Consider the following 12,272-nt stretch of genomic DNA (forward strand, 5'->3'; position numbering starts at 1 on the left):
AAGTAATACTTCTTAAACTATCCTCTAAAGCTTCTTGTGCTTTTAGGAGGTGGTTGGTTAAGAGTCCCTCGATCTTGCCACCAAGCGGGCAGGCTTTAGGTGAGTCAGAGTGGATCTTAAAAAGTTTTTCTTTATCATTTACTGCGTTAAAAATTTGAAGGAGGGTTAGGTGTTGGGGAGTATCACTGACTTGAGATGTGGTGTTTGTTGGGCTTGGAGTGTTTAGGCATTAAATAGTTATGTCAAGCATATGATGTTCGCTAGGCACTATTTCCTCATTATCTGCTATATCGTCCAAATCTTCCTCGTCACTATCTCTTGAATTTTGTTTTTCGCTCTCAAACTCACTTGCCTCTTCTTCATTTTTTTGGCGTTCATGTTCCTTTTCGGGGTCTATTTTATAAGACTCTTCCATCGGACGAACCTCTTTGATCTCTTCACTTTGCTGCGAGGCAAGCTCAGCTGCCATCAAAGATTGCATATCAAATCTAGCTTGTTGATTTGCATGCACTTGCGATACTACTGGGGCATTTTGATTTATAAAGTTACTATTTCCTAAAGGTGTTACAGCCATTTTTTAGCCTTTATTTATGATGATAGTTTTATAGTTCGTATAAGTGACATTTGCTCCGTTTTCACGTTTTAAATTTTCACGCTTAGTATAGTCTACCTCATATCTACCGGCTCCCTTTACACTAAATTCCACGCAAAATTTAGCTGCCATCTCTAGCACATCTTCTGGCACTTTGCTCTTGTTTGTCTTGATGATGACGTGAGCGCTTGGGGCGTCTTTTAGATGAAGCCAGATGTCATCTTTTTTAGCAAGATCAAGTAAATTTATATTGCCTTTTTCGTTTCTACCAACTAGTATTTTAAATTCTCTAACGTAAAAAATTTCAGCATTTTCACTCACATCTTTTACATGACGTTCTCTTTGTTTTGCCTTGTTTTTTGGGCTTAAAATTTCAAGCTCATAAAGACTGCTCGCTTTTTTTAAAAGAGATTTTAGTCCTTTAAAAAACTCGATTTTTTCTTTTAAATTTCTCTTTTCTATATCTACACCAACGGCTTTTGCGCGAAGCTTTTTTGATCTTGCGTAAAATTCATTTGCACTATTTTTTGGTGTATCGCTAAGAGTTAGTTTTATCTCGTTGCCATCAAAATCTTTCAGACAAATTTCTCTCTCATAGCCCTTAAAATTCCCCAGATTTGCAAGCAAAAGCGATCCTAAATTCGCAGCTTCTTCACTCTTTCTCATTAGCTCATCTTTGTCTTCAAGTGAGTTTAAAATTTCGCTCATGCTACCTATCTTTTTTTGTACGCTTGCAAGCTTCGCCTCTTTTAAGCTAGCTATCCTGGACTCATTTACTCTAGCTGCTTCGCTTTTAAAAAATGCCTCAAAGTCAGTTATGGGCTCGCACATTTTTTCATTGATAGTGATAGCTGGAAGCTCTCTTAAAACTTCGCTAGTTTCTATCTTTCGGTAGCTATTATCGATGTGTCTTAACGCCTCGATTATCACGTTGTTTTCGTCAGTTATCACAGCATTTGTAAAGCGCCCAGTGAATTCAAGATAGAGGATAAAATTTTCACTTTTATATGCGCCACTTTGCGTGCAGATAAATTTTAAAATTCTATTATCTTTTAAGCACTCAACGTTTTTTATATGCGAGGCGTTAAAGCGCTTTTTTAGGACATTATCAAAAGGTGCTTGATAAATTTTTGCTTCTTTTAACTCGTCATCTTTGTAGATAGCAGAGTTTGATTTGTTTAGATCAAAGATGATCTTCTCACCATTAAATTCGATTAAAATAGCCATATCATTAATGCGTTTTGCTTGGTTTATCTTTGTAAAATTTGATAAATAACTTGCTATTTGAACTAAATGTGCGTACTTCATGTGGGGATTATATCAGAAATGTTGCAAAAATGTTTTAATAAAAGCTTTATCGCTAGCTATGACAAGAATAGTAAAAATCTGTTTTCTGATCTATGTTTAATTTTCCAAATGTTTTATTTGTAATGTTATTAAAATATAAATTTTTCGTAAATTTTTTTCATAAAAATTTAAAATATATTTTTATATAATGATAACTATTTTTATAATATTAAATTTTCTTTAAGGGATGATAAATGAATAAATTTCGCACTAGTGCGGTGCTTTGTTTTGCTATTTCTGCTTTAAATGCTACTGATGTAAGCTTAGATGGAATTAACATTGAAGATAGCGCAGATGACGGTTACAGAGCCACAACGAGTGAGGTTGGTAAAACCAATACGCCTATCTTAGAGATCCCGCAGACGGTAAACGTCGTAACCCAGCAGCAACTAAAGGATAAAAAGCCAGAGACTCTAGCTGAGAGCCTTCAAAACGTAAGCGGCGTTAGCTACGGAAACACCACGGGCGGCATCTTTGACTCGATCATAAAAAGAGGATTTGGTGGCGGACGCGACGGCTCGATCATGCGAAACGGGGTGCCCGCTAGCGTCATGCATAGCTTTAACAAAACCGTAGAAAGCGTCGAAGTGCTAAAAGGCCCCTCTAGCTTGCTCTACGGCGCGCAAGAGCCAGGCGGCATCATAAATATGGTCACTAAAAAGCCAAAATACGACTTCTCAAACGAAATTTGGGCAGGCATCGGCAACCGCAACTACTGGAATACAGGCTTTGACACCACAGGACCTATTGCGGAGAGCGGGTTTGCATATAGATTTATATTTGATACTATGCAAAAGGACTACTGGAGAGAGTTTGGCGAATATAAAAACGTTCTCTTTGCACCCTCACTTTCGTATAAAGGCGATGATTACCGCATAAATTTGGCTTATGCGCACACACGCTCGACCGATCCGATTGACCGAGGCATGTATCTCATTCCAAGCACTGGCAAGCTACTACCCATAGATAAGAAAAGACGCCTTGACGAGCCATTTAATAAGCTAAAAACAAAGCTTGACACGCTAGATGTAAATTTTGAGAAAAATCTCGGCGAAAACTGGCTACTAAAGGGCGCTTATGCATTTTCTCGCTCAAAGCACGAGTATGGCCACATCAGGCTAATGAATGTATTAAATAATGGCACAGCAACTAGGCGAAACGAATATTACGACGGATTTATCCACCGCACACATGCTGGATCACTAAATTTAAACGGCTATGTTAAAACAGGTGAGATAGAACACAACTTGCTCTTTGGCATCGACGCAAAGGAATACTACCGCTATAGACCAGGTGGCCTAAAAGATACGGGTAACCACTTAAGCATAAACATATATCATCCTATCTATGGAAGAGTAGGACTACCAACTGCCAGGGAGTCAAGCATCCAGTACCAAAAGCTAAAAACTATCGGATTTTACGCACAAGATAGCATAAATTTAACTGAAAACTTAATCTACTCTTTAGGAACTAGGTATGAATACTACGACCAAGTAGCTCGCGGCACAACTAGTGGACCAAATAGCACAGATCAGCAAGATGGCAAATTTACGTGGCAAACTGGGCTTTTATATCTACTAACGCCTCAGTGGTCGGTCTATACCAACTACGCACAAAGTTTCAATCCGCAAATGGCTATGAAAGGCGATATCGGCGATATAAAGCCTGAAGAGGGCAAAAGTGTCGAGCTGGGAACTAAATTTCAAAACGATAGCATAACGGCTAGCGCGGCGGTTTTTAATATCAATAAGAAAAACATCATGCGCACCGTAAATAGCGTAAGTACGCCAGTGGGCGAGGCGCGCTCGAGAGGATTTGAGTTTGACTTTAACGGCCGCGTGACGCAAGGGCTAAGCGTGGGCGCTAGCTACGCATTCACAAAAACTGAGGTGCGAAAGGATAGCGGAGCGTTTGCCGTGCTAGTGGGCAAACCGCTAGAAGCAACGCCAAAGCACCAAGCTAGTCTCTTTGCCAACTACGACTTTAGCCACCTAGGCGCAAAAGGCCTAAGGATCGGTGGCGGAGCGAGGTACTTTGGCTCGTGGTACACCTATTACATGAAGACAGATTTATCTGCAGTACCAGCAGGAACGGCATTTAAGATGGATAGTGCAGTTGTTTATGATGCTTTCATCAGCTACGATACCAAGATCGCGGGCTACGAGACGAATTTTTCATTTAACGTTAAAAACTTAACCGACAAGCTTTATTATACGTCCTCATCTACTGGTACGGATGCTAATATCATACCGATACAACCAGGCTATGCTCGTCAGTTTATGCTAACAGCTAGCGTTAAATTCTAAATTTACTAGGCCTTTTGGCTTAGTAAATTTTCTTTAAATTTAGCAATTTTCGTTAAAATCGCCTCAAAATTTAAAGGAAATTTATGAAACAAACTATCACCGAGAAAATATTTTCAGATCACGTTGGCAAAGAGGTAAGCGCAGGAGAGATCATCGAAAGTAAGATCGATATGATCATAGGCAACGACATCACGACACCTATTTCGATCAAGCAGTTTGAGCGAAGCGGCGCTAAAAAGCTAGCCAACCCAGACGGCTTTGCCATCGTTATGGATCACTACATCCCGACAAAAGATATCTTAAGCGCCAACCAAGCCAAAATTTCACGCGAATTTGCCTATAAACACGACCTTAAAAACTATTTTGATGAAAAAGATATGGGCATCGAGCACGCGCTTTTGCCTGAAAAGGGGCTAGTCATCCCAGGTGACGTCATCATCGGCGCAGACAGCCACACCTGTACACACGGCGCTCTTGGAGCATTTAGCACCGGCATGGGTAGCACCGACCTAGCTTATGCGATGATTACTGGTAAAAACTGGTTTAAAGTGCCTGAAAGCATCAAGGTCATATTTAAAGGTAAGCTTGATAAGCACGTCTACGGCAAGGATCTCATCCTTGAGATCATCCGCCAAATAGGCGTTGATGGTGCACTTTACAAGGCGCTTGAGTTTAGCGGTGAGGTGATAGAGGGCCTTAGTATGGATGATAGATTTTCAATGTGCAACATGGCGATCGAGGCTGGTGCAAAGAGCGGTATCATCGCGGTTGATGAGATCACAAAAGAGTTTTTGAAAGATAAAAATTTACGCGATAAACCAAAATTTTTCTACTCAGACGAGAGCGCAAAATACGACAAAATTTTAGAGATCGATGTGACCAATCTTGATCCAGTCATCGCATATCCATTTTTACCAAGCAACGGCAAGAGCGTAAGACAAGCGGTTCGTGACGATTTAGCCATTGATCAAGCATTTATCGGTTCATGTACGAATGGCCGTCTAAGCGACCTACGTATCGCAGCACAAATTTTAAAAGGCAAAAAAGTATCCCGTAAAACAAGGCTCATCATCACTCCAGCGACGCAAAAGATCGCAAGGGCTGCCGAAAAAGAGGGACTAATCGATATTTTCATTGATGCAGGAGCGGTCGTGAGCAATCCAACATGTGGCGCTTGTCTTGGCGGATATATGGGAATTTTAGGCGCAAATGAGCGCTGTATCTCAACAACAAATAGAAATTTTGTCGGACGTATGGGCGATAGAACGAGTGAAATTTATCTAGCTAACTCAGCAGTTGTGGCGGCTTCAGCCATAGCAGGTAAAATCGCCGATCCAAGGGACTTATAAAAAATAATATGGATAGTTTGATATCTGACTTATTGAAAATTGTACTTGGTGCAGTCTTAACAATGTGTGCGCAATGGGTGTATGCTAATCTAAACACGAAAAAAAGAGAAAAATAAACTCAGGCGACAAAAGCTAGAGGAAGCGTTTATTATAGTTGGGGATATTTTAGGGGGAATACATTACAAAGTAGCTTTGTTGATAAATCCAAATTTAAATATAGAAAATCCAAAATTTGAAATTGGTAAATTACACCCGCTTATCAGTTTTTACGCACCAGAACTGCAAGAGGACTATAAGGATTTTATGTCCACGTATCAAGAATTCGGTCCGCTTATCCTAAACAAATTCAGAACTTTAGATAGTGATGACAAAAGAATAGAGGCAACAACTGAGGAGCTAGTGCAAATGATCTTTTCGCTAAGCTCAAAAGGCAATATAATTAAAGAAAAGTTAGCCAAAATAGCGCAAACACTATAAATTAGTTGTTGCGGCGAAGCAAATAATGTTTTATTGTAAAATCGCCACAATAACTAAATGGTGCATTAAAACGCTGTTATTGTAGCCAAAAGACCAAAGATTATGCCTGGAAAGTTTGCGGCAGAAAGTGGATAGTCTTTTTTAGCTTTTAATAGGCCGTAACTTGTCCATATTGTGCAGTTTAGCGCAGCCGCTAGTGGCTGTATAAAAGGCGTTTTGTTACCGTTAAGGTTGCCCATTATTTGTGGGATGTATGAAAAGTACATAACAACTGATAGGCATGTGCCGATCCAGCCTAAAATTTGTAGATTTTTTCGCTCATTGCTTCTCCTTAAATAAAAGCGCCATTATATCTTTTTTTAATCATAGCAAGCAAATGGATAAAATGGCCATGATTTTTACTGCGATTAAGATGGTTTTAGTAAAATTGAGCATTTTAAAAGGATAAAAATGCCAGATATAGTATATGACAAAGCAAAATGGCACTGGGGTGCGAAAGATGCGCCGACTGATATACCGCATGAAAACGGTGCGACACACATTGCATTTTTCTTTCGCTGGTGCATGGAACACAAATTTTATTCAAAGGAATTTGCGGCAGATTTTGCGGATGATATAGCACAGATGGATGAAAATTTTAACTATCGTCAGTATCTTTTTGACGCTATGGACGGCGTACTTGGAAGCGCGGAGCTAAATACTGCTGGTAAAGCCTTTGCAAAAGCTTACTATACGACTGATCGGACAAAATTTGCCAAAATGTATGGTTGGTATTTGCAGGATTATACGGATTTTGTTTCGAAAAAATTTGGTGAAAAATACTTTGATAACGCCTATTTTTATATAGAAAACTCACAAGAAAACTATGCCTTGATCAAAGCTATCATTGATCGTCGCTACGAAGAATTTTTAACAATGAAAAGGGCAAGGCAGGCTTAAATTTTACAAGTAGCATAAACAAAAATAAATTTTTATCGCATATTTTTGGTAGATCAAAGCCGCTTTTAGCTAAATTTAGCCTCATAACTTTCTTAAGGGAAAAGATGCAAACTTGCGTGATTTTAGCAGGTGGCAAAAGCTCACGTATGGGGCAAGATAAGACACTTTTGCCATTTGGTGGTTTTAAGACGCTTACTCATTATGAGGTTGCGAAATTTAGCAAAGCTTTTGACGAAGTTTATGTAAGCTCAAAATTTGAGAAATTTAGCCCGCCACTAAAGCTTATAAAAGATGAAAATAGCGATAGCTATTCGCCAATGCTCGCACTTTACTCCATTCTTAAAAATTTTGATCATAGCATTTTTGTGATACCAGCTGATATGCCATTTTTTGATCTTTCTAGCCTTAAAGAGCTTGCTAAATTTAAAGATGAATTTGATATGGTTGTGGCCAGTGATAATGAGCACATTCACTCGCTTTGTGGTTTTTTTAGCCCAAGGCTTGTCACTTTGGCTCATGAGTTTTATTTAAAAAATGAGCATAAAATCGGACTTTTGAGAAAAAGCTGTAAATGCAAAGTCGTAAATTTTAAAGATAGTGAGCAGTTTTTTAATGTAAATTTCCCTGACGAATACGAAATGGCAAAGAAAATCCAAGAAAAGAAGATAAATGATGAGTAAAATTTTATTATTTTTAAGCCTTGGTCTTAGTTTTTTGATGGCAAGTGGGCTGGATGATTTTAAAAGAGCACAAGAGTTGGAGCAAAGTGGCGACATAAAGGCTGCGATGCAAATTTATAAAGAGCTAGCCAAAGGCTCTTTAAACGAGCAAGAAGCGATACAAAATGTGCAAGCAAGTGAGCCAGTACCAAGAGAGGCAAAGCTAAAGCAAGCCGATCTTTTAAGAGAAGATAAAAGTGGTAAAAATTTACAAAATGCGCTTGGTATCGAGCTTTATAAATTTAACTACCTTTTGCCAGTAACTTATGCCAAAAATGCGCCAAACGATGAGCGAAAGAGCATTGAAACTAAGTTTCAAATAAGCCTTGCAAAGCCGTTATTTTATGACCTGTTTGGATTTAGAGAGAGCCTTGTGGCAGCCTACACGCAGACATCTTGGTGGCAGATAACAAGAACTTCAGCGCCATTTCGTGAAACGAACTATCAGCCAGAAATTTTTCTAAATTTTGCTTCGCCAAAATATTTGGATCAAATAGGTGTTAAAAACCTAAAATTTGGACTTTTGCATGAGTCAAATGGACGAGATGGTAGCAATTCAAGAAGCTGGAATAGAGCTTATGTGCAAAGTGATTTTGTTTTTGGCAAGCTTAGCATTTCGCCAAGAGCTTGGATGGTAGTAGGCAATAAGGGCGATAATAAAGATATATTAAAATACATCGGGCATGGCGATGTAAGGCTTAGCTACAACCTTAATGATCACATTTTTAGCCTAATGCTAAGAAATAACTTACATTTTGATAAAACAAATAAGGGTGCTGCTGAAATTTCATATATGTTTCCTATCTTCTCAACCGGAGTTTATGGCTATTTGCAGTATTTTACGGGATATGGCGAGAGTTTGATTGATTATAATAGGCATACTGATAAATTTGGTCTTGGTTTTGTTATTTTAAAATAAGCTAAAAATTTTGAACTTATAAAATGGCTAAATTTAGGCAAATAATTATAAATTTACTCAAATATGTCAAAAAAATTTAATTAATCAAAAAACTTAAAAATATTAGAAAAAATACAAGCAAATTTTGCTAAAATCTTAAGCAAAATCTCAGAGCAAAGGAGTTTTTATGAGCGGAATCTCACTAATTGTCTGTTTTGTTGTAGCTATCATACTTATGATCGTTATGATCTCTAAGCTAAAAGTGCATCCATTTTTGGCACTTATGAGCATATCTTTGGTTCTTGCGATCGTCGCAGGCATCGATCTGTCCAAGATCCCAGCGATGATAGGTGTCGGCTTTAGTGGCACATTTAAGAGTATCGGTATCGTTATTATCTTTGGAACGATAATCGGCACTGTGCTTGAAAAAACGGGAGCTGCACTAAAGCTAGCTGATATGGTCGTAAAGCTAGTCGGACAAAAGCGTCCAGAGCTTGCTATGCTCATCATGGGCTGGGTTGTTGGCATTCCGGTATTTTGTGATAGCGGATTTGTCGTTTTAAACTCTATTCGCGAGGCACTTTATAAGAAAATTTCAGCAAGCCCAGTCGCGATGTCAGTCGCACTTAGTGGCGGCCTATACGCATCTCACGTCTTTATCCCGCCAACTCCTGGCCCAATAGCAGCCGCAGGAACACTTGGTCTTGGCGGAAATTTACTCCTTGTCATCATCATGGGAACAGTCGTTTCAGTGCCTGTGTTGATAGCTGTTTATTTCTTTTCAAAGAGTGTTGGCAAAAGTGTGACTATCAGCGACAAAGATGCTGACGCTACCATCACAGCTACCTACGAAGAGCTTTTAAAGAAATTTGGCACGCTACCTAGTGGATTTTTGAGCCTTGCACCTATCATCATGCCTATCATTTTTATGGCGATTGGTTCTATTGTCGATGTTTTAGCAAAACAAGGCATGTTTGATAAAACGGCACTCTTGCCAAAGATACTTTTATTTTTAGGAAATCCTATCATTGCTCTTGCAATCGGCGTGATCTTTTGCGTATTTTTATTAGTTGAAGCCAGAAAGATAAGAGAATTTGACCACATCACGAACGAATCTTTAAAGATCGCTGGACCGATACTCTTTATCACAGCAGCTGGCGGTGTTTTGGGTAATGTCATCACTGAGGCCGGCTTTGTAAATTTCATAAAAGAAAACGCAACCGCCATAAAAGCGATAGGAATTTTCTTCCCATTCATCATCTCAGCCGTACTAAAAACCGCTCAAGGAAGCTCGACCGTGGCTATCATCACGACAGCATCTATCATGGGTGCGTTTAGTGCCGACAACTCACTCATGCAAACACTTGGCTTTACGACCGAGCTTTCAGCTGCACTTTGCGTCATGGCAATAGCATCTGGTGCGATGTGCGTATCTCACGCAAATGACAGCTACTTCTGGGTTGTGACAAATTTTAGCAAGATGAGCGCAGAACAAGGATATCGCACACAAACAGCTATGACGTTTATAATGGGCATCGTTGGTATAATTAGCGTTTACATATTATCTTTGGTGCTTTTATGAGAATTTTAGTTGCGATTGATTCATTAAAAGGCTCGCTTAGCTCGCTTGAGGCGGGCCTTGCTGTAAAAGAAGGACTAGAAGAGATTGGCTGTGAGGTCGTTGTCAAGCCTATCGCAGATGGTGGCGAGGGTAGTGTAGAGGCGATGGCTGATGCACTTGGTGCAAAATTTATAGATACGATAGTTAAAAATCCACTTGGAATTGAAATTTTAGCTAGATATGCACTAAAAGATGACCTTGCAATACTTGAAATGTCAAGTGCTTCGGGCCTTACACTCATAAACCCAGACGAGAGAAATCCACTAAAGACTAGCACATTTGGCTTTGGTCAGATGATAAAAGATGCCATTGCTAAAGGCGCTAGAAAATTTATCATAGGTATCGGTGGAAGTGCGACAAATGACGCTGGTACAGGCATGCTTAGCGCACTTGGCTTTAAATTTTATGATAAAGATGGTGCTTTGCTTGAAGGAAAAGGTGAGAATTTAGCTAAAATTTGTGAGTTTACAGATGAAGAGGCGCTAAAAGAGCTAAAGGAGTGCGAATTTTTAATCGCCTGCGATGTAGATAATCCGCTTTATGGCATGAATGGAGCAGCCCATGTTTATGCTCCTCAAAAGGGTGCAAATGGCCGCATGGTAAAAGAGCTTGATGATGGGCTAAAACACTTTGCAACTCTTGTAAAAGAAAAGACTAATAGTAAATTTCACACACAAAAAGGCGCTGGTGCCGCTGGCGGGCTTGGCTTTGCATTCGTGGCATTTCTAGGAGCGAAACTTCGCCCAGGCATCGAGATCATTACGCAGACTATTGCACTTGAAGATGAGATCAAAAAGGCTGATCTAGTCATCACTGGTGAAGGCCGTATGGACTTTCAAAGCTCAATGGGCAAGACACCAACTGGGGTTGCAAAACTAGCAAAAAAGTATCATAAGCCAGTGATCGCATTTGCTGGAAGTGTGCAAAAATGCGCCAAAGCTTGCCACAAAAATGGGATTGATGCCTATTTTTGTATATTAAATGAGCCAGTAAGTCTTGAAGAAGCGATGAGAAAAGATGTCGCGATTAGAAATTTAAAGATGACAGCAGAGCAAGTCATTCGCCTTTATATGCTAAACTGCAAAGCATAAATTTAAGAAGATAGAAGTTTATTTTCTATCTTTTTCTCACTTCTTTCTAAATTCTACTATCCAAATTCTATCTTTTAAGTGCTACAAAAATTCTCAAAATTTAATACATTTTGCAAAAATATAAAATAAACTTTAGAAAAAATATTTACTATGCTAAAATAAGAAAAAATTCTAAAAAGAAAGGAGAACTTTATGCAACAGACCTTAAATTCTCGTCGCAGCTTCATTGCAGCTGCAGGATTATTTTTTGCTACGACCGCACTAAAGGCTGCACCAAAGGACTTTAGCGGTAGTAATGTTCGCTACGGCATGGCGATAGATCTAACAAGATGTGTTGGATGTCAGTCATGTACTATGAGCTGTATATTAGAAAACGACGTTCAGCCAGGCGCTTTTAGAACCATTGTTTCCGAGTACGAGGCAAGAGATAAGAGCGGTAAAATGGCAGTCATTGCGTCACTTCCAAGGCTTTGCAACCACTGCAACAATCCAGCCTGTATTAGCGTTTGTCCAACTGGTGCTAGCCATCAAAGAAGTAATGGCATAGTAAAGATTGATACAAAAGAGTGCATAGGCTGTGCGCTTTGCGTAGAGGCCTGTCCATATCACGCAAGATATCTTAGCCTGCATACCTACAAGGCCGATAAATGTACTTTTTGTGACCACAGACTAAGGGCAGGGCTTCAGCCGGCATGTGTAGAGAGCTGTGTGGGTGGTAGCCGTATAATAGGCGATCTTAATGATCCTAACTCAAATATTAGAAAATTTCTAGCCACACATGAGACTATGGTTATAGATAGCCCTAAAAATACAAATCCGCAGGTGTTCTACCACGGTGTTAGCGAAATTTTGGCTAAAAACAATAAAAAACTCGAGCTTGATAATGGATATAAAAAGGTTATCAGCTGGAGCGAAGAGATAGCACAGTAAAAG

General features: G+C 39.4%; 12 protein-coding genes. 9 read left to right on the forward strand and 3 right to left on the reverse strand.

The window, feature by feature from the left end; all coding sequences use genetic code 11:
* Positions 1-229: 229 nt before the first annotated feature.
* Positions 230-574 carry a hypothetical protein gene (locus tag TH67_RS09485; RefSeq protein WP_072595345.1) on the reverse strand — a complete coding sequence of 115 codons (345 nt, stop codon included), beginning with the start codon at positions 572-574 and terminating at the stop codon, positions 230-232.
* Between the two features lie 3 nt (positions 575-577).
* Positions 578-1,900, reverse strand: a complete 1,323-nt coding sequence (locus tag TH67_RS09490) for an NFACT RNA binding domain-containing protein (RefSeq protein WP_072595346.1) — start codon at positions 1,898-1,900, stop codon at positions 578-580.
* 233 nt (positions 1,901-2,133) lie between these two features.
* On the opposite strand from TH67_RS09490, the gene TH67_RS09495 reads away from it, so the two are divergent.
* From TH67_RS09495 to TH67_RS09505, 3 genes are all read left to right on the forward strand, one after another.
* A complete protein-coding gene (locus TH67_RS09495; protein WP_072595347.1) occupies positions 2,134-4,245 on the forward strand; it encodes a TonB-dependent siderophore receptor in 2,112 nt (703 codons plus the stop codon).
* A gap of 83 nt (positions 4,246-4,328) precedes the next feature.
* Entirely contained in the window at positions 4,329-5,594 is a 1,266-nt protein-coding gene (gene leuC, locus TH67_RS09500; protein WP_072595348.1) for a 3-isopropylmalate dehydratase large subunit, read from the forward strand.
* 195 nt (positions 5,595-5,789) lie between these two features.
* Positions 5,790-6,071 (forward strand): hypothetical protein, encoded by a 282-nt coding sequence (locus tag TH67_RS09505; protein WP_072595349.1) that lies wholly within the window; start codon positions 5,790-5,792, stop codon positions 6,069-6,071.
* Positions 6,072-6,136: 65 nt separating this feature from the next.
* On the opposite strand, the gene TH67_RS09510 is transcribed toward TH67_RS09505, so the two are convergent.
* Positions 6,137-6,373, reverse strand: coding sequence for a SemiSWEET family transporter (locus TH67_RS09510; RefSeq protein WP_072595350.1), 237 nt, complete (start codon positions 6,371-6,373; stop codon positions 6,137-6,139).
* Between the two features lie 148 nt (positions 6,374-6,521).
* Here TH67_RS09510 and TH67_RS09515 point away from each other — a divergent pair, with 148 nt between their 5' ends.
* The 6 genes from TH67_RS09515 to TH67_RS09540 all read left to right on the forward strand — a co-directional run bounded on the left by TH67_RS09515 (position 6,522) and on the right by TH67_RS09540 (position 12,269).
* Positions 6,522-7,010, forward strand: coding sequence for a DUF7832 domain-containing protein (locus TH67_RS09515; RefSeq protein ID WP_072595351.1), 489 nt, complete (start codon positions 6,522-6,524; stop codon positions 7,008-7,010).
* 104 nt (positions 7,011-7,114) lie between these two features.
* Positions 7,115-7,690, forward strand: coding sequence for a molybdenum cofactor guanylyltransferase (locus tag TH67_RS09520; protein ID WP_072595352.1), 576 nt, complete (start codon positions 7,115-7,117; stop codon positions 7,688-7,690).
* Entirely contained in the window at positions 7,683-8,648 is a 966-nt protein-coding gene (locus TH67_RS09525; protein ID WP_072595413.1) for a phospholipase A, read from the forward strand. Before TH67_RS09520 ends, TH67_RS09525 begins: the two co-directional genes overlap by 8 nt.
* Before the next feature lie 166 nt (positions 8,649-8,814).
* Positions 8,815-10,209: a GntP family permease gene (locus TH67_RS09530; RefSeq protein ID WP_072595353.1), complete on the forward strand. Its 1,395-nt coding sequence runs from the start codon at positions 8,815-8,817 to the stop codon at positions 10,207-10,209.
* Entirely contained in the window at positions 10,206-11,339 is a 1,134-nt protein-coding gene (locus TH67_RS09535) for a glycerate kinase family protein (RefSeq protein WP_072595354.1), read from the forward strand. Before TH67_RS09530 ends, TH67_RS09535 begins: the two co-directional genes overlap by 4 nt.
* Before the next feature lie 192 nt (positions 11,340-11,531).
* Positions 11,532-12,269, forward strand: a complete 738-nt coding sequence (locus TH67_RS09540; RefSeq protein ID WP_072595355.1) for a 4Fe-4S dicluster domain-containing protein — start codon at positions 11,532-11,534, stop codon at positions 12,267-12,269.
* Positions 12,270-12,272: the final 3 nt, after the last annotated feature.

This window comes from Campylobacter concisus (genome assembly GCF_001891085.1).
In the GTDB taxonomy this organism is placed as follows: Bacteria; Campylobacterota; Campylobacteria; order Campylobacterales; family Campylobacteraceae; genus Campylobacter_A; species Campylobacter_A concisus_O.